Consider the following 18,169-nt stretch of genomic DNA (forward strand, 5'->3'; position numbering starts at 1 on the left):
TCAGGTTGAGAGTGCGTGCTTACTTCGCGGCGCGGGCGCCGGTCGTCAGGTAGGCCTGCAGGTCGTACGCGAACGCGTCCAGCTCGGACAAGGTCAAGCGGTTGACGCGGTTGAAGGCGTTAAACGCCAGCACCGCCGGAATCGCCACCGTCAGGCCGATGGCGGTCATGACCAGCGCCTCGCCCACAGGGCCGGCCACTTTGTCGATCTGCACGGTGCCGTTGGCCGAGACGTTGGCCAGCGCGTGGTAGATCCCCCACACGGTGCCCAGCAGGCCGACGAACGGCGCGGTCGCGCCGATCGACGCCAGCACGGTCAGGCCGCCCTCGAGGCGGTTGGTCGAGCGCTGGATCGCCACGCGCAGCACGCGCGTGACCTGCGCCGCGTGGTCCATCTCGCCGCCCAGCGACGGCCGCTCGGCCACCTTGATCTGGGCGGCGCCCTGCAGCGCCAGCGGCAGGTAGATTTTTTCCGGGTCGGCCAGTTCCAGCGCGGACACGCCGTCGCCCATCGTCGGCGCCTCCCAGAACGCCTGCACCGCCGGCGACGTGCGGCGCACGCGCCAGGCCGCGAAGGCCTTCGACAGGATGAAGAACCAACTCACCAGCGACATCGCCAGCAGCACGAACGCCACCGCGTGGCTGATGCCGTCGCCCTGCTCCCAATAGTGGGCCAGGGTGAACTGGTTGGCGACGGCGGGCGTCATCCGTTCAGCGACAGCACGTCATACATGTCGAACAAGCCGGTCGGCTTGTCGGCCAGGAAGCGGCAGGCGCGCAGCGCGCCTTGCGCGTAGGTCGCGCGGCTGCTCGATTTGTGGCTGATCTCGATGCGCTCGCCGATGCCGGCGAACAGCACGGTGTGGTCGCCGACGATGTCGCCGCCGCGGATGGTGGCAAAGCCGATCGACGACGGATCGCGCTCGCCGGTGACGCCTTCGCGCGCGTAGACGGCGCACTCCTTCAAGTCGCGGCCGAGCGCGCCGGCGATCACTTCGCCCATCTTCAGCGCGGTGCCGGACGGCGCGTCGACCTTGAAGCGGTGGTGCGCCTCGATCACTTCGATGTCGTAGCCGGTCGCCAGCGCCTTGGCGGCGCGCTCGAGCAGCTTCATCGTGACATTGACGCCGACGCTGAAGTTGGGCGAGAACACGATCGCGGTTTTCTTGGCCGCTTCGGCGATGGCGGCCTTGCCGGCGTCGTCGAAGCCGGTGGTGCCGATGATCAGTTTGATACCGTGCTCGGCGCAATAGGCCAGGTGCTCGAGCGTGCCCTCGGGACGGGTGAAGTCGATCAGGTACTGGGCGCCGGCCAGGCCTTGCGCCAGGTCCGAGCGCACCAGCACGCCGGCCGGCTTGCCGAGGAAGGCGGCGGCGTCGACGCCGACATTGTCCGATCCGGCGCGGTCGAGGGCGCCGGCCAGGCGCGCGTCCGGCGCGTTCTCGACGGCTTCGATCAGGATGCGGCCCATGCGGCCACCGGCGCCGGCGATGGCGATATTCATTTCGGTCATGCTTACTTCCTTATTTGGCCTTATTTTCTGTCGTTGCCCACGGTCACGCCGACCGGCGCGGGGGCGGCGTTGTCGGTACCCGTCGGCGGCGGCGGCGCGCTCGGCGACGGCTTGTTCTCCGGCGCGTTCGGATCTTTCTTGATCTTCGGCGCCGGGCCGGCGATGCGGGCGATGTATTCTTTTTCGGTCGGCAGGTTGCCGCCTTCCCAGCGCGCGACCTTGCCGTCGTCGTCGAAGAACACGATCACGCGGCTGGTGGTGACTTCGCCGTTGCCCTTGGCCATGCGGAACGCGTAGTCCCAGCGGTTGGCGTGGAACGGGTCGGTCAGCAGCGCGGTGCCGAAGATGAAGCGGACCTGGTCGCGCGTCATCCCGACTTTCAATTGCGCCAACATTTCCTCGGAAACAAAGTTACCTTGCTGAATATCGGGACGGTATGGCGAGAAGAACCACATGAACTTCTGCAGCGGGGTGATGGTCGTCGTTTGCGCGCCCTTGCTGGCGTCCAGGGTGATGCCGGTTTCCTTGACCTCGTTCGATTTCTCGCCCAGGGTGGTGTTGGAGGCACAGCCGCCGGCGGCCAGCGCGACGCAGACGGCGCCCGCGAGCAATGGAGCGCGGCGGGTAAAACGGTGCAACAAAGACTGCAACTGGGGCTGCAATAAAGCCTGGGTGACGCGCATAAGTGTCCTCAATCTGGTCAAGCGGAAATGCCGAAAAACGCCATATCATAAAGCACAATGCCTGGCGCATGGTGCGGGAAGGGGCAGCGCGGGCACGCAAAGTGACAGCATTATCCTGTAAAACAGGGGATATGTCCCTGTTTTGCCAGGCGCAAGTGTAAATGTTTGCAAACGCCGGGCGGCCCACCGGGCCGCAATCAGGTGACGGCAATAAGTGCGGTCGCGCGCGGAGTGCGTTAAACTGTGGGCTAGCTTTTCGCCAACCAGAATAAGAGTGTCCACCATGGGTAATAATCCAACCGATCTGAAGGCCAGCGGCCTGAAAGCCACGCTGCCTCGCCTTAAAATCCTGGACATCTTCCAGAACAGCGACGTGCGCCACCTGACGGCCGAGGATGTCTACAAGATCCTGCTGGCGGACAATATGGACGTCGGCCTGGCCACCGTCTACCGCGTGCTGACCCAGTTCGAGCAGGCCGGCCTGCTGAACCGCAACCACTTCGAGACGGGCAAGGCCATTTTCGAGCTCAACGAGGGTTCGCACCACGACCACCTGGTGTGCCTGGACTGCGGCCGGGTCGAGGAATTCTTCGACGAAGAGATCGAAACGCGCCAGCAGATGGTCGCCAAGGAGCGCGGCTTCAACATCGCCGAGCACGCGCTGGCGATCTACGGCAACTGCACCAAGACGGCCTGCCCGCACCGTCCTTAAATTCAAACCCGCACGGCGCTCAGCCTGGGGTCGTACCCCGCACGGGGTACGACCCCGCCTCACCGGGACTTCAATTATGGCTCAGCGCGTTCGATAACAGCTTGGCCGTGATGTCGACGATCGGTATCACGCGCTCATAGGCCATGCGGGTCGGGCCGATCACCCCCAGGGTGCCGACGATCTTGCCGTTGGCCATGTACGGCGCGGTCACCACGCTCATCTCGTCCATCGGCACCAGGCTCGACTCGCCGCCGATATAGATCTGCACGCCGCTGGCCTTGCTCGACACGTCGAGCAGTTGCATCAATCCCGTCTTTTGCTCGAACATGTCGAACATCTGCCGCAGCGACGTCATGTTCGACGACAGATCGCTGACCGACAGCAGGTTGCGCTCGCCGGCGATGACCATGTCGTCCGAGCTGTCCGCCATCGCCTCGCTGCCGGCCTCCACGGCGGCCTGCATCAGCCGGCCCATGTCGTCGCGCAGCTGGCGCACCTCGGTCTGCAGGCGCGTGTGCACCTCGTCGAAGGCCAGGCCGCCGTAATTCTGGTTGATATAGTTGGCCGACTGGATCAGCTGCGTGGGGCTGTAGTCGACATCGGTCAGCAACAAACGGTTCTGAACGTCGCCGGTGGGGCCGACGATCACCAACAGGATGCGCTTTTCGCCCAGCCGCAGGAACTCGATCTGCTGGAACACCGATTCGCGCCGCGGGCTGAGCACCACGCCGGCGAACTGCGACAGCGACGACAGCATCTGCGCCGCGTTGGAGATCATTTTCTGCGGCTGCGGCGCCTGCAGGCGCATGCGGCCCTCGACCGACTGCTCGTCCAGGTGCTGGACCGTCAGCAGGGTGTCGACGAAGATGCGGTAGCCGCGCGGCGTCGGCACCCGGCCGGCCGACGTGTGCGGGCTGGCCACATAGCCGAGCTCCTCGAGGTCGGCCATGATGTTGCGGATCGTCGCCGGCGACAGGTCAAGGCCGGAGATCTTGGAGAGCGCGCGCGAGCCGACCGGCTGGCCGTCCGCGATATAGCGTTCCACCAGGGCTTTGAGCAGGGTTTGAGCGCGTGTGTCGAGTTGCATGCTGTATATCTTATTTGCCGAGAGTTGCCGTATTTACCTATTATGCACGCTCCGCGCCGGCCGGGGGCTGTCGCGTCGCATCAATGCCGCATTGGCTCCCCCATCTGTGCCCTGACCCACGCCAGCAACGCGTGGAAATCGGCGCAGATGGCGTCGGGCGCGATGCCTGCGGCCAGATGGGCGTCGCCGCCGGCGCGGTTCATCCACACGGCGCGCAGGCCGGCCGCCTGGGCGCCGCCCACGTCCAGCCGCAGGTCGTCGCCGACATAGACGGCGTCGGCCGGCGCCACGCCCATCGCCTGGCAGGCGGCCACGAAGATGGCCGGGTCCGGCTTGGCGCGGCCGAAGCGGGCCGACGCCAGCGCCACCTCGAAATGGTGGTGCAGGCCGATGACTTCAAGGTCGGCGTTGCCGTTGGTGACCACGCCCAGCCGCAGCATGCCGCCCAGCTCGGCCAGCACCGGCGCGACGTCGTCGAACAAGGTGACGGCGTTGCGCAGCACGTTAAAGTGTTGCATCGCGCCGTCGATGTGGGCGGCGTCCTCGCCGGTTTCGGCAAAGACCGCCTCGAGCGCGACGCGGCGCAGGCGGTACAGGTCGGCCGTCAGTTCCGGCTGCTTTTCCAGCAACGCCAGGCGCAGCGCGCGCAGCGCCTCGACCGAATACTTGCGCGTGACGGCCGGCGCGCGCTCGGCCAGCCAGGCGTGCCAGCCCACTTCGGCCGCCGCGATGACCGGGCCGATCGGCCACATGGTGTCGTCGAGATCGAACAGCAGGGCTTGCGGGCGGCGTGGCGTCATGGGTGGCGAAAATGAGTGGAATCGCCGCTATTGTCGCACCGATCGCGCCGATCGTAGCGCCGCGCCATAACACGCTGTTACATCCATTGGGGGGACTGGCGTTACCAAATGCACTAAAATACGGGGCAAATCCGTGTAAGATGCTGCACCCGTGCGTGCCGCCGGCCCTATTCGTTTTGGAGAAGATTTTATGAAAAGTGTGTTTCCGCGTGCGGGCCTGGCCCTGCTGTGTGGCGTGATTCTGAGCGCCTGTGGCGATAGTGGCAACGGCAGCATGCTGCTGCAAGGCAGCATCACCGGCCTGACCAAGCCCGGCCTGGTGCTGATCAATAAACCGACCGGCGAAAAGCTGACCATCGAGGCCGGCGCCGGCGCGTTCCAGTTCACCCGTCTGGTGGCGGTCGACGAATCGTTCGACATCGAGATCGACACCCCGCCGACCGGCGCCAAGTGCACGCTGACGGACAACATCAACAAGGCCAACTCGTTCACGTCCTATCGCACGGTGGTCAGCTGCACCACCAATCCCTGGGTCCTGGGCGGCACGGTGACCGGCCTGGCCGACGACGGCGTCGCCGGCACCAATGACGGCGTGACCTTGGCCAACGGCCCCGACACCGTCTACATCGCGCCAACGTCGACCACCGGCGCCGATGTGAAATTCTCCTTCGCCAACACGGTCGGCGAAGGTTCGCCGTTCGGCGTGACCGTTCTGGCGCAGCCGGCCAACCGGACCTGCACGGTCACCGCCCCCGTCACCGGCGGCGTCGCCGGCGCCGGCCTGATGCCCGCTGGTAACTACAGCGGCCTGATCGTCGCTTGCGCCCCCAAATAACCTGCCGGCTTAATCTTGGAGAAATACATGAAATTATCGTATATGGGCGCCATCGTGGCGTTGAGCGCGGCTGCGCTGGTGGCCGGCTGCGGCGGCAAGGCGCAGTACACGGTGCAAGGCACGATCACCGGCCTGGCCACGCCCGGCCTGACGCTCAGCAATGGTGGACAAAACATCACCGTGCCGGCCGGCGCGACCACGTTCTCCTTCCCCAACCAGATCAGCTACGGCACCAGCTACAACGTCGGCTTCGTCCAACAGCCTGACCATATGCTCTGCCAGTTCACCTCCATCAACACCGGTTCGGCCGGCCAGACGGTGGGGATCTCGGTGGGAATCGCGTGCGCACGCAGGGCCTACACGGTCGGCGGTCAGTTCACCGGCCTGTTCCCTAAAGCCGCCGCGGTCGGCACCACGCCTGCCGTGTTGCGCACCGTGACGTTGTTGAACGGCTCGGCCGGCGGCCAAGTCACAGTGAGCAGCCCGACCGACGGCACCGGCGCCGGCGACTTCGTGTTCCCCGCCGCCGTGGCCGACGGCCAGTCGTATGGCGTGACCATCCACCCGGACACCACGCTGAGCTCGGACGACATCACCTGCACCGTGAAAAACGGCGTGGGGGTGATGGGCGAGGCGGCCGTGACCAATCTGTTGGTGACGTGCAACCCTAAATAAGGTGGACGGCGCCGGACCCGCTGAGGTCCCGGCGCCTGTGGGAGACGGTAGACATTCACAAATCTGATGTTTGATATGTGAAAAATAAAGTGGCGTGATATACCGCGACGCAGCATACTGTACTTGTCTCCTCCACTTCTTGCAAAGGAATTGGATTTAGCCCGCTTTAACCAGCGGGCTTTTTTTTTGCCCGTCGCTGTAGGGCGGATCAGGCGGAACGCCGTAATCCGCCCTACGAGGTTCCGACGGCCCGTCCCCCCGGGGGTGGTTTATTTGAGCAGGTTGGCCAGCGCGACGTACTGCGCCAGCCCGACCGTCTCCGGACGGTGCGTCGGGTCGATGCCGGCGGCGACGATCTGCGCTTCCGTGAACATGCCGGCCAGGCAGTTGCGGATCACCTTGCGGCGCTGCGAGAACGCCTTCAGCACCACCGCCTCCAGCGTGGCGCCGTCGCACGGCAGCGGGTTGGCCACCGGGATCATGCGCACGATCGCCGATTCCACCTTCGGCGGCGGATCGAACGCCTCCGGCGGCACCACGAACAGCAAACTCATGTCGTAGCGCCATTGCAGCATCACCGACAGCCGGCCATAGGTCTTGCTGCCCGGCTCGGCCACCATGCGCTCGACCACTTCCTTTTGCAGCATGAAGTGCTGGTCCTGGACCCGCGGCGCGAACGTGGCCAGGTGGAACAGCAACGGGCTGGAGATGTTGTACGGCAGGTTGCCGACGATGCGCAGCTTCTTCCCTTCCGGCACCGGGATCGTGCCGAAGTCGAACTTGAGCGCGTCGCCCGCGTGGATCGTCAGCTTGGCCGGGTTGTAGGTCTTTTCCAGCCGCGCCACCAGATCGCGGTCGAGCTCGACCACGTGCATCATGTTGAGCGTGCGCATCAGCTGCTCGGTCATGGCGCCCAGCCCGGGACCGATTTCGACCATGGCGTCGTCCGGCGCCGGCGCGATGGCCTCGGTGATGCTCGACAGGACGTACTTGTCGTGTAAAAAATTCTGGCCAAAGCGTTTGCGGGCTACGTGTTTCATGGGTGTTCTTTGAATGGGTGAAATTTAGAGGCCGGATTTAGCGGCAAAAGCGGACGTCGGCCATCGCCAGCGCGGTGTCGATGGCCGCGTCCATGCTGCCACAGTCGGCCAGGCCGAGGCCCTGCGCGGCCAGGTCGAGCGCGGTGCCGTGGTCGACCGAGGTGCGGATCAGCGGCAGCCCGAGCGTGATGTTGACGCCGTGCCCGAAGGTGGCGTACTTGAGCACCGGCAGCCCCTGGTCGTGGTACATGGCCAGCACGCAGTCGGCGTCGCGCAAATACTTGGGCTGGAACAAGGTGTCGGCCGGATACGGGCCGAGCGCGTCGATGCCGCGCGCCCGCGCCGCCGCGATCGCCGGGGCGATGATGTCGATGTCCTCGCGCCCCAGGTAGCCGCCCTCGCCCGCGTGCGGGTTCAGGCCGCACAGCAGGATGCGCGGGGCGGCGATGCCGAACTTGGCCTTGAGGTCGCGGTCGAGGATGTCGAGGATGCGCGCCAGCCCGTCCTGCGTGAGCGCGGCGGCGACGTCCTTGAGCGCCAGGTGGGTGGTGGCCAGCGCCACCCGCAGCGGCGGCGGCGCCGGGTCGCCGGCCGGCTGGCCGGCCAGCATCATCACCACCTGGGCGGTGCCGGTCTGGTCGGCGAAGTATTCGGTGTGGCCGGAGAATTTGACGCCGGCGTCGTTGATCGTGCTCTTTTGCAGCGGCGCCGTGACGACCGCCTCGAACCAGCCGGCGCGCGCGCCTTCGATGGCGGCGTCCAGGGTGGCCAGAACGGCCCGCCCGTTGTTCTTGTCGAGTTTGCCGGGCACGACGTGGGCGTCGAGCGGGATGTCGATCACGCTCACGCGCCCGGGCCCGAAGTGCGGCAGGCCGCCGTTGCGCACCGCCTGCAACGACAGCGCCGACAACTGGATGGCGGGATCGATGTCGGCGGCCAGCATGGCCAGGAAGGCGGCGTCGCCCAGCAGCACGCAATCGGCTTCGTGGCGGCGCGCCCAGGCGGCGCGGATCGAGATTTCCGGGCCGATGCCGGCCGGCTCGCCGACGGTGACGGCGATCACCGGCCGCCCCGGGCGGCGCCGGGTCGGGACCGCGCCGGTGGCGGGGTCGGCGGGCGCTACGCCTGCGCGCCCGGTGGATGAAGTGGCGCCCATGCGTGCTCCCGTGTGGCTAAGTTACTGTTTGGCGGCCGCGGCCGCGGCGGCGCCCTCTTCGGTGCGGAACTCGACGTAGGCGCGGTCGCGCACTTCGCGCTGCCAGCTCTCGGCCGCCTCCTCCATCTTGCGTTCGCGGATGGCCTGGCGCGCGTTGTTGCGCTCGCGCTCCTTGGAGACGTCGTCGCTCTTGCGCTCGAGCACCTCGATCAGGTGCACGCCGAAGCTGGTCTCGACCGGCTGCGACACCTCGCCGATTTTCAGGTTGTTCATCGCCGCCTCGAACTCGGGCATCGTGTCGCCCGGGTACAGCCAGCCCAGGTCGCCGCCCTTGGAGGCCGAGCCGTCGTTCGACACCAGCCGCGCCAGATCCTCGAACTTGGCGGCGTTGTTGTCGAGCCGCTCCTTGAGCTCGGCCAGCTTGCGCTTGGCGTCGGCCGCGCTCATGGTCGGCGTCACCTTGATCAGGATGTGGCGCGCGTGGGTCTGCTGCACGGACGCGGCCGCCTGGGCCTCGGCCACGCTGCGGCGGTCGACCGCCTTCAGGATGTGGAACGCGCCGGTGCTCTTGATGATGGGCGTGACCTGGCCCGGCTTGAGCTTGGAGAGCGCCTCGGCGAACACCGGCGGCAGCCGCTCGGGCAGGCGCCAGCCGACCGCGCCGCCCTGCAGCGCGTCGCTGGCGTCCGAATAGGTGGCGGCCATCTTGGCGAAGTCGGCGCCGGTGCGCAGCTGGCGCATCACTTCCTCGGCGCGCGCGCGGCGCTGGGCGATCACCTCGGCCGTGGCGTTGTCCGGGATGCGCACCATGATTTGCGAGATGTTGATCTCGAACTGCTCGGCGGCGGCGGCCTTCTCGGCGGCCAGGAAGCTGTCGACCTCGGCGTCGGAGATCTGGATCTTGGAGTCGACCTCGTGCTCGCGCAGGCGCTGCATGATGATCTCTTCGCGGATGTCCTCGCGGAACGAGGCGAACGGCGTGCCATCCTTCTCCATCTGGTTGCGCAGGTCCTGCACGGTCAGCTTCTGGGCCTCGGCGATGCGGGCGATGGCGCGGTCGAGCTGGGTGTCGTCGACGCGCACGCCCATCTCCTTGGCCATCTGCAGCTGCGCGCGCTCGACGATCATGCGCTCGAGCAGCTGGCGCTGCAGGTCGGCGGCGGCCGGCATCTGCACGTTCTGCGCCTTCATGCGGGCGGTGACGGACTTGATGCGGTTGGCCAGCTCGCGCTGGGTGATGACGTCGTCGTTGACGACCACGACGATGGAATCGATGGCGACGTTGCTCGACGAGCCGGGCGGGATGAAGCCCTTGCCGTCGGCCTTGGCGTCCGCCTTGGCGGTGGCGGCCGCGGCGGGCGCGGCGGCGCTGGCGGTGGCGGCCGGGGTGGTGGCGGCGGCCGGCGCCGGCGTCGGTTTTTTCGAGAACAGGCTGCAACCGCCGAGGGCGGTGGTGCACAACAGGACGGCGAGTAGCTTCATTTGGTACATACTGGCATTACGCATGGTAGAACGCTCATGAGTCAGGTGTAAAAAAATCAAAAGGCGCCCGCCCGTCACTGCCGGCGCGCGCCCGGGTGCCTTGCTTTAGCGGCCGTAGCCCTCGTTCAAACGCTGGTAGCCGGGAATGCTGTTTTTCATCGCCTCGAGCGGGCTGCCCACGCCCAGGTGCGACAGGCCGTTGAGCTCGAGCTGGAAGAAGATCGGCGTCGACGCGGTGGTCGAGGTCGTCACGAAACGCTGGCCGCCGACCCGGAACACCCAGCAGTCGGCCTTGTATTCGAGACCGATCAGGCTCTCGAGGATTTTGCTGTCCTGCATCGAGTAGCTGACCCGGCCGACGCCGTACCAGCGCTTGAACAGCGGCCACTGGCTCGACACCTCGATGTTCTTGAAACTGCCGCTCAGGTAGCGGTAGCCCAGGTTGAGCACCTTCTTCTGGGCCGGGATCCATTGCACCGTGTAGCTTTGCGACACCACCTGGTGCTGGCTCGGATTGTACTGCAGCGCGCTGTCGAAGCCCCAGTGCTCGGAGATGCGGCCGTTGGCCGACAGCAGGATGTCGGAGCGGGCCTGCACCACCGGCGTGGTCGAGGCCAGCTGTACGCGCTGGTCCTCGAAGTAGAAGCGCTGGCCGAACGCCAGGCGCAGCTGCTCGGCGCCGGCGGCGTCGAGGAAGCGCGACACCAGCGCGGCGGTCAGCTGGTTGGCGTCGCCGATGCGGTCCGAGCCGACGAAGCGGTTCTCGCTGAAGATCTGGCTGAAGTTGAACGTGGCCGCGTCGGTGTCGAAGGTGGGGAACTGGCTCTGGTCGCGGTACGGCGTCTTGACGTAGAACAGGCGCGGCTCGAGCGTCTGCGTCATCTCCTTGTTCTGGAACTTGACGTCGCGCTCGAACACCAGGCCGGAGTCGAGCGAGAACGTCGGCACCACGCGCGACATGTTGCGCGCCGCCTGCGCGCCGAAGCTGTCGAGCGAATAGCTGGCCAGGTTGACCATGACCTTGGGCGTGACGAAGTAGCTGGGGCCCACGATCGGGTAGCTCAGCTGCGGAATGCCCACCAGCCGCGTGCCGTTGATCAGGGTCGGATGGGTGAAGCGCGTCAGTTCGCTGTCGAAGGCCCAGTCGAAGCCGCCGGCGACGTCGTACTGGGCGGCGTGGAAGTTGACCGCCGGCAGCCGGTCATACGGGCGCGACACGAACAGCGACGCGTCGGTCACCGAGGCCGGGTCCTGCAGCACCTGGTACTTCTGCACGCGCGCGGTCAGGCTCCAGATGTCGCCGTGGTAGTCGGTGCGCAACTCGCGCAGCAGCTGCCGCTCGGTCGAGCTCGAGACGGTCTTGGAGAAGTCGTTCGGATAGTTGTTGTCCGACGCCGCGCGCAGGCTCCACGCGTACGACCAGTCCTCGGTCAGGTCCTGCTTGTGGGTCGACTTGACGGTCCAGCGGTCGGTCGAGCCGCCCGGCTTCTCCGGCACGTATTTCTTGTCGTGCGGCAGGTACTCGAGGTAGGTGTCGCCCTGGTACAGGCCGCCATCGGTCTCGCCCAGGTAGCGGGCGTGGGCGCCGAGCTGGAAGCCGCGCCGCGTGATGATCTTCGGAAACAACGTCAGGTCGCGGTTGGGGGCGATGTTGAAGTAGTACGGCACCACCAGCTCGGGGCCGGTGCGCGAGCCCACGCCCGGGGTCGGCGAGAGCCAGCCGGAGCGGCGCGCGCCCGACAGCGAGAACGACAGCGCCGGCGTGCCCAGGATCGGCACGTCCTTGAAGTAGACCACGGTCGGGCCGGCGGTGCCGACGTCGCGCCCGGAGTCGAGGTTGAGCGTGTTCGAGCGCAGGTACCAGTCCGGATTGGTGCCCTCGCAGGTGCTGTAGGTGCCGTTGAGCACCAGCGCCTCGTCCTCGTTGAGGAAGTTGATGCGCTCGGCCTTGCCCTGGGCGTTGTTGGCCTCCATCCGGTACGTCGGGCTGAGCATGTAGCCCTTGCCGCTGTCCATGTTCAGCTTGAGCTCGGTGCCGGTGTAATAGTCGCCGTAGCGCCAGATCTTGACGTCACCCTTGGCCTCGACCTCGTTGTCGACCTGGCGGTAGCACGCGTAGTCGGACTGGACCTTGGTCTTGTCCTTGATGATCTCGGCGTTGCGCTCGAGCGTGATCTCGCGCTCGGGGCGCCCGCCGATGTCCTCGGCCATGACGGTGGTGACGGCGTTCGGGTCCTCCACGCGCGGCGCGCGCGCCTTGGGCGGCGTGCCCTGCGCGTAGGCGTACGGCGGCACGGCCGACACAGTGACGATGGCGGTCAGGGCATACGCCCAGCGGTGCGAAGTGGGGGGGGCCAGTAGCCAGCGCATGCAGCTCATGAAAAGAAGGGAGGAAACACCATGAAAGGCGATTTTTTGATTTGAATCCCTTATTATATGGGAATCTTCACCTTACGCCGGTTTCCACGGTTCGCTTAATGTCTTTATTACAGAATTTAACTTCAGATACATCTGGAGCAAGCCCGGGAGCAAGCCCGGCCGCCGCCACCGATCCCCGCCTGGCCCAGCTGACGGCCTGGCTGGCCGGCCTCGGCGTGGTCGATGTGACAACCGCCCGTCCGGCCTCGGCCGACGCCAGCTTCCGCCGCTACTTCCGCCTCGACGTCCTGCCGGCCCACCGCGCCGCGCTCGGCGCCACCCTGATCGCCATGGACGCGCCCCCGGAGCGCGAAAACGTGCTGGGCTTCGTCAAGGTTGACGAAATGCTCACGCAGGCCGGCGTCACCGTGCCGCGCATCGTCGCCACCGACTACGAGCGCGGCTTCATGCTGATGTCCGACCTGGGCGTGACCACCTACCTGCAGGTGCTCGACCACGACAACGCCTCGACCATGTACGCCGAGGCGCTGGAGGCGCTGGTGCGCTTCCAGGCCACCAGCACGCCGGACGTGCTGCCCGAGTACGACCGCGCCTTCCTGCTGCGCGAGCTCAACCTGTTCCCCGAGTGGTACATCGGCAAGCACCTGGGCGCCACGCTGACCGACAAGCAGAACGCCGAGCTGCAGGGCGTGTTCGACGCCATCCTGGCCAACGTCACGGCGCAGCAGCAGGTGTACGTGCACCGCGACTTCCACTCGCGCAACCTGATGTGGATGGACGCCGGCAACCCGGGCGTGCTCGACTTCCAGGACGCGCTGTACGGCCCGGTCACCTACGACCTCGCCTCGCTGCTGCGCGACGCCTACGTGCAATGGGACGAGGAACTGGTGCTGGACTGGGCGATCCGCTACTGGCAGCACGCCAAGTCGGCCGGCTTGCCGGTCAACAAGGACATCGACGCCTTCTACAAGGATTTCGAATACATGGGCCTGCAGCGCCACCTGAAGATCCTCGGCATCTTCAGCCGCCTGCACCACCGCGACGGCAAGGACCAGTACCTGGGCGACCTGCCGACGGTGCTCGACTACGTGCGCAAGACGGCCGGCCGCTACAAGGACCTGAAACCGCTGCTGCGCCTGCTCGACGCGCTCGAGGACAAGCAGCCGCAAGTCGGCTACACGTTCTGATGAAGGCGATGATCTTCGCCGCCGGCCGCGGCGAGCGCATGCGGCCGCTGACCGACACCTGCCCCAAGCCGCTGCTCAAGGTGCGCGGCCGGCCGCTGATCGTCTGGCACATCGTCAACCTGGTGCGCGCCGGCATCACCGAGATCGTCATCAACACCGCCCACCTGGGCGACGTCATCGAGCAAACGCTGGGCGACGGCGCCCAGTTCGGCGCCCAGCTGCTGTACTCGCGCGAGGCGACGGCGCTGGAGACGGCCGGCGGCGTCGCCACCGCGCGCCACCTGCTGGGCGAGGCGCCGTTCGTGGCCGTCTCGGGCGACATCTACTGCCCGTACTTCGACTTCGAGCAAGTCAAGGACGTGCTCAAGGACGAGGACCTGTGGGGCCAGCCCTACCCGGCCGACCAGCGCGACGTCTGCTGGCTGTACCTGGTGCCCAATCCCGACTTCCATCCGGAGGGCGACTTCGGCCTGACGATGTACTCGCTGACCAACGACGGCGCGCCGAAGTGGACCTTCGGCAACATCGGCGTGTACCGGCCCGACATGTTCGACGCCATCGCGCCGGGCCAGCACGCCAAGCTGGGACCGCTGATCCGTTCGTTCATCGAGCGCAAGCAAGTCGGCGGCGAGGTGTATGAGGGCGAGTGGCACAACGTCGGCACCGTCGAGCAGCTCGACCGGCTCAACGCGCCGCCGGCGGCCAGGGGCGCGCGGTGATGGCGGCGGCGGCGGTGCAAACCCACGCCGCGCGGCGCGCGCGCGTGCTGGCGGCGATGCCACCCGGCGCGGTCGCCGTGCTGGGCACCGCACCGGAGGTGGCGCGCAACGGCGACAGCGACTATCCGTACCGGCACGACAGCTATTTTTATTACCTGACCGGCTTTACCGAGCCGGAAAGCGTGGTGGTGCTGGTGGCGGCGGGCGCCGACGCGGCGTCGGCACCGGCGCGCTCCATCCTGTTCTGCCGCCAAAAGAACGTCGAGCGCGAGATCTGGGAAGGCTTCCGCCACGGCCCGGACGGCGCCCGCGCGGCCTTCGGCTTCGACGCCGCGTATCCGATCGAAGACCTCGACGGCGAAATCACCAGGCTGCTGGCCGACGCGCCGGCGCTGTACTGCGCGCTGGCCAGCAACCCGGCGCTCGACGCCCAGATCAAACTATGGCTGGGCAGCGTGCGGCGCATGGCGCGCACCGGCGTCACGCCGCCGGCCAGCGCCGTCGACCTGCTGCCGCTGCTCGACGACATGCGCCTGATCAAGGACGACGGCGAGCAGGCCACCATGCTGCGCGCGGCCACCATCTCCGGCGCCGCGCACGCGCGCGCGATGCGCGCCTCGCGCCCCGGCATGTACGAATACGAGATCGAAGCGGAACTGCTATACGAATTCCGCCGCAATGGCGCCCAGGCGCCGGCCTACAACTCGATCGTCGCCGCCGGCGCCAACGCCTGCGTGCTGCACTACAGCGCCAACGACGCGCAGACCAAAGATGGCGATCTGGTGCTGATCGACGCCGGCTGCGAGCTCGATGGCTACGCCTCCGACATCACCCGCACCTACCCGGTCAATGGCCGCTACTCGGCGCCGCAAAAGCGCCTGTATGAACTGGTACTGGCGGCGCAATCGGCGGCGCTGGCGGCCATCGCCCCGGGCCTGCCGTATTCCGGCGCGCACGACGCCGCGCTGCGGGTGCTGTCCGAAGGCATGCTCGATCTGGGCCTGCTGAACAAGGATATCCACGGCGGCGTGGCCGACGTCATCGCCAACAAACACTACATGCGGTTCTATATGCACGGCACGGGGCACTGGCTGGGCATGGACGTGCACGACGTCGGCATGTATCGCGACGTGAACGCGGCCGGCAAACCTTCGCGCGCGCTGCAGCCGGGCATGGTGCTGACGGTGGAGCCGGGCATCTACGTGCGGCCGGCCGACGGCGTGCCGGAGGAATACTGGAACACCGGTATCCGCATCGAGGACGATGTGCTGGTCGGCGCCGACGGCCACACCATCCTGAGCGCGGCCGCGCCCAAGACCGTGGCCGAGATCGAGGAAGTGATGCTGGCGCGATGACCGATTCCATTCTCGACGCCGACATCGCCATCTGCGGCGCCGGTCCGGCCGGCATGGCGCTGGCCGCGCTGCTGGTCAAACGCGGCGTGCCCGCCGCCCGCATCGCGCTGGTCGACGCCAAGTCGCTGGCGCAGGCCGGCAAGGATCCGCGCTCGATCGCGCTGTCGTACGGCAGCCGCCAGATACTCGAGGAAATCGGCGCCTGGCCCGTGGCGGCTACGGCGATCCACCAAATTCACGTGTCGCGGCGCGGACAATTCGGCCGCAGCCTGATCGACCGCGACGAACACAAACTGCCGGCGCTCGGCTACGTCACCCGCTACGGCGACCTGGTGACGGCGTTGGGCGCCGTCTGCGAACGCGCCGGCATCGCGATGCTGCGCCCCGCGCGCGTGGAAGCGCTCGACGAACTGTCCGACGCGGTGGTGCTGACCATCACCGACAGCGCTACCGGGGAGGCGAAATCGTTAAAGGCCTCCATCGTCGTGCAGGCGGAAGGCGGCTTGTTCAACGACCAGGAAAGCCGTTCGCAACGGCGCGACTACGGGCAGACGGCGATCATCGCGCAAGTGCGCAGCACCCGGCCGACCGGGCATCGCGCCTTCGAGCGGTTCACCGGACAAGGCCCGCTGGCGCTGCTGCCGCAGGGTGATGAATACTCGCTGGTGTGGTGCGTGCGGCCGGACGTCGCCGACGCGCTGCGGGCGCTGGACGACCAGGCCTTCCTGGCGGCGCTGGGCGAAGCGTTCGGCGAACGGGTTGGGCGCTTCACGTATGCCTCGCCGCGCCTCGCGTTCCCGCTTGGATTGAACGCCGACCCACGCGCCACCGCCCGCACGGTCGCCATCGGCAATGCCGCGCAAACCTTGCATCCGGTGGCGGGACAGGGATTGAATCTGGGCCTGCGCGACGTCACGGTGCTGGCGCGTTTGCTGGCGCAAGGCGCGAAGCCGGAGAAGCTGGCGGAGTTCACCGCGCTGCGCCGGCAGGACCGGACCACGACGGTGCGGCTGACCGACACGATGGCAAGGATCTTCGCCAACGACTCGCCGGCGCAGGCGCTGCTGGGGCTATCGCTGGCCGCGATCGACATGGTCGGCCCGGCGCGCGGCGTGCTGGCCGAGCTGATGATGTACGGCCGCCGCTAGTCTACTCATGCACGATATTTATGCCCGGCTCGGGGTGCCTGCCGATGCGGATGCGCGCGAAATCCGCAAGGCCTATGCGCGCGAACTAAGAAAGATCGATCAAGAAACCGAAGCCGCCGCATTTCAAACGCTGCGCCAAGCCTATGAAATGGCACTGCAACTCACAGCGCGCGACTCGCAGTCCTCGCCTCCCCCGCAGCCAGTTATTGAACGCACATCTGAGAAGGCTCCGAGGCAGGTACCCGCTTTCGTTATACCTCCTACAAATTCGGAAAAAGAATCAGCCGAGGAGCTAGCGCACCTCGCATGGGCTAGATGTCTCGCCTCGATGCCCCAAGAGGCACAAATCGACGAGCTGACGTGGGACGAAGCGCTGCGCGAAGCACTGGCCGATGATTTTTTAGTCAACCTGGACTCACGCATATGGTTTGAAAGTTTGGTGGTGCGCCACCTCACTGATGGCTCGCATCCTGGTCACGAATCGCTATTCTTGGCAGCGAACAGACAATTTGGATGGGAGGAGGCTCCTGACCGCATCATGCGCTTCCAGACTGGCGCATTGGTCCGGAGCGCGCTTCATGAATTACGCCTGTTTGAAGGCGTACAATTTGCCCAACGCGCCCAGTTGCGGGCGGCCATTTGCCGGATGCGCGATCCACGTCCGCCGGATGCGGGAGATCTGCAGCAATACAGTTCTGCATTAGTGCGACTGAACCGACTATTCCCGAACCTGATGGCGGTAATTCTCGACGCGGACGTCTTTCTCCAATGGCGACAAGCCAGAGTGACCGAACCCGTATTTGCGGAACCGATTACCTCTTCGCGCGCGTCGCTCGGTAAAGTGCTGGTCTGGCTGTTTGTTATAGCAATCATTGCGCCTATATTTGTGAGCAAAGTCTCTTCATGGGGAAGCCGCGAACCAGATCACATCGTGTCCCAAGTTCGACTACAGGAAATCGGTACTCGCATCGCCTATCGCGCTAGCCCTTCGCAGAAAAAAGTCCTAACCGTGGAATACGAGGTATTTCTCGATGCCGATCGTGCATTCTTAGGCATGAATCTAAAGCGAAAATCTGGCGACGACCGCTTTGACCAAGCTGTGGCTAATGCGATCCGTGAAACTCCACCTTTTCCACCAAACACGGTCACCGTCTTTCGTGCCCGATACAGCATCTCCCCTGCGGAACCCAAGCCCTAGCACAATGAAACATTGGGAAGACGATGCGGAGCAGCCAACAGAATTGGCGTAATCACACGGGCCATTATCGCCTAGCCGTCCCCGGAATCACGTAGGGCGGATTAGCTGTGATGTTTCAATAGGTTGTTGTGGTTCATTCGGACTAGACTTGAGAACTTGGAAATCGCCAAACCCCCAATTCTCAAGGAGCTAGCCGAATGA

Annotated in this window: 17 protein-coding genes; 8 read left to right on the forward strand and 9 right to left on the reverse strand. The window is 66.1% G+C overall.

The genetic code is table 11. The annotated features are described in order from the left end of the window. Positions 1–19: 19 nt before the first annotated feature. Genes JOD97_RS28095 through JOD97_RS28105 form a run of 3 tightly spaced genes read right to left on the reverse strand, consistent with a single transcriptional unit; the run spans position 20 to position 2,195 of the window. A complete protein-coding gene (locus JOD97_RS28095; RefSeq protein ID WP_209725825.1) occupies positions 20–706 on the reverse strand; it encodes a MotA/TolQ/ExbB proton channel family protein in 687 nt (228 codons plus the stop codon). Then, a complete protein-coding gene (gene dapB, locus JOD97_RS28100; RefSeq protein WP_209725827.1) occupies positions 703–1,512 on the reverse strand; it encodes a 4-hydroxy-tetrahydrodipicolinate reductase in 810 nt (269 codons plus the stop codon). Before dapB ends, JOD97_RS28095 begins: the two co-directional genes overlap by 4 nt. A 20-nt stretch (positions 1,513–1,532) precedes the next feature. Next, on the reverse strand, positions 1,533–2,195 hold the full coding sequence (locus tag JOD97_RS28105; RefSeq protein WP_209725829.1) for an outer membrane protein assembly factor BamE: 663 nt from the start codon (positions 2,193–2,195) through the stop codon (positions 1,533–1,535). Positions 2,196–2,478: 283 nt separating this feature from the next. Between JOD97_RS28105 and fur the strand changes: the two genes are divergently transcribed. Next, the gene (gene fur, locus JOD97_RS28110; protein WP_209725831.1) at positions 2,479–2,907 is read left to right on the forward strand and encodes a ferric iron uptake transcriptional regulator; all 429 of its coding nucleotides are present in this window, start codon (positions 2,479–2,481) and stop codon (positions 2,905–2,907) included. Between the two features lie 70 nt (positions 2,908–2,977). Here fur and hrcA read toward each other — a convergent pair whose 3' ends face one another. Then, positions 2,978–3,994, reverse strand: coding sequence for a heat-inducible transcriptional repressor HrcA (hrcA, locus tag JOD97_RS28115; RefSeq protein WP_209725833.1), 1,017 nt, complete (start codon positions 3,992–3,994; stop codon positions 2,978–2,980). Between the two features lie 80 nt (positions 3,995–4,074). Beyond that, positions 4,075–4,794, reverse strand: a complete 720-nt coding sequence (locus JOD97_RS28120; RefSeq protein WP_209725835.1) for an HAD family hydrolase — start codon at positions 4,792–4,794, stop codon at positions 4,075–4,077. A gap of 190 nt (positions 4,795–4,984) precedes the next feature. Here JOD97_RS28120 and JOD97_RS28125 point away from each other — a divergent pair, with 190 nt between their 5' ends. Together JOD97_RS28125 and JOD97_RS28130 are read left to right on the forward strand one after the other, a co-directional pair. After that, positions 4,985–5,629 carry a hypothetical protein gene (locus tag JOD97_RS28125; protein ID WP_209725837.1) on the forward strand — a complete coding sequence of 215 codons (645 nt, stop codon included), beginning with the start codon at positions 4,985–4,987 and terminating at the stop codon, positions 5,627–5,629. 27 nt (positions 5,630–5,656) lie between these two features. Further along, entirely contained in the window at positions 5,657–6,304 is a 648-nt protein-coding gene (locus tag JOD97_RS28130) for a hypothetical protein (RefSeq protein ID WP_209725839.1), read from the forward strand. A gap of 269 nt (positions 6,305–6,573) precedes the next feature. Here the strand turns inward: JOD97_RS28130 and rsmA are convergent, their stop codons facing one another. The 4 genes from rsmA to JOD97_RS28150 form a co-directional block, all read right to left on the reverse strand. Further along, entirely contained in the window at positions 6,574–7,344 is a 771-nt protein-coding gene (gene rsmA, locus JOD97_RS28135; protein ID WP_209725841.1) for a 16S rRNA (adenine(1518)-N(6)/adenine(1519)-N(6))-dimethyltransferase RsmA, read from the reverse strand. Positions 7,345–7,381: 37 nt separating this feature from the next. Then, entirely contained in the window at positions 7,382–8,500 is a 1,119-nt protein-coding gene (gene pdxA / locus JOD97_RS28140) for a 4-hydroxythreonine-4-phosphate dehydrogenase PdxA (protein ID WP_209725843.1), read from the reverse strand. 21 nt (positions 8,501–8,521) lie between these two features. Further along, positions 8,522–9,982, reverse strand: a complete 1,461-nt coding sequence (locus JOD97_RS28145) for a peptidylprolyl isomerase (protein WP_229264774.1) — start codon at positions 9,980–9,982, stop codon at positions 8,522–8,524. A gap of 105 nt (positions 9,983–10,087) precedes the next feature. After that, the gene (locus JOD97_RS28150) at positions 10,088–12,352 is read right to left on the reverse strand and encodes an LPS-assembly protein LptD (protein WP_209725845.1); all 2,265 of its coding nucleotides are present in this window, start codon (positions 12,350–12,352) and stop codon (positions 10,088–10,090) included. Positions 12,353–12,459: 107 nt separating this feature from the next. Between JOD97_RS28150 and JOD97_RS28155 the strand changes: the two genes are divergently transcribed. Genes JOD97_RS28155 through JOD97_RS28175 form a run of 5 tightly spaced genes read left to right on the forward strand, consistent with a single transcriptional unit; the run spans position 12,460 to position 17,968 of the window. After that, positions 12,460–13,548, forward strand: coding sequence for an aminoglycoside phosphotransferase family protein (locus JOD97_RS28155; RefSeq protein WP_209725847.1), 1,089 nt, complete (start codon positions 12,460–12,462; stop codon positions 13,546–13,548). After that, positions 13,548–14,267 carry an N-acetylmuramate alpha-1-phosphate uridylyltransferase MurU gene (gene murU / locus JOD97_RS28160; RefSeq protein WP_209725849.1) on the forward strand — a complete coding sequence of 240 codons (720 nt, stop codon included), beginning with the start codon at positions 13,548–13,550 and terminating at the stop codon, positions 14,265–14,267. The genes JOD97_RS28155 and murU overlap by 1 nt, the downstream gene beginning before the upstream one ends. After that, positions 14,267–15,622, forward strand: a complete 1,356-nt coding sequence (locus tag JOD97_RS28165; RefSeq protein ID WP_209725907.1) for an aminopeptidase P N-terminal domain-containing protein — start codon at positions 14,267–14,269, stop codon at positions 15,620–15,622. Before murU ends, JOD97_RS28165 begins: the two co-directional genes overlap by 1 nt. Further along, complete coding sequence (locus tag JOD97_RS28170; RefSeq protein WP_209725851.1) at positions 15,619–16,770, forward strand: UbiH/UbiF/VisC/COQ6 family ubiquinone biosynthesis hydroxylase; 1,152 nt, start codon at positions 15,619–15,621, stop codon at positions 16,768–16,770. The genes JOD97_RS28165 and JOD97_RS28170 overlap by 4 nt, the downstream gene beginning before the upstream one ends. A gap of 7 nt (positions 16,771–16,777) precedes the next feature. Beyond that, positions 16,778–17,968: a TonB C-terminal domain-containing protein gene (locus tag JOD97_RS28175; RefSeq protein WP_209725853.1), complete on the forward strand. Its 1,191-nt coding sequence runs from the start codon at positions 16,778–16,780 to the stop codon at positions 17,966–17,968. Positions 17,969–18,169: the final 201 nt, after the last annotated feature.

This window comes from Duganella sp. 1411 (assembly GCF_017833525.1).
Taxonomy (GTDB): Bacteria; Pseudomonadota; Gammaproteobacteria; order Burkholderiales; family Burkholderiaceae_D; genus Rugamonas.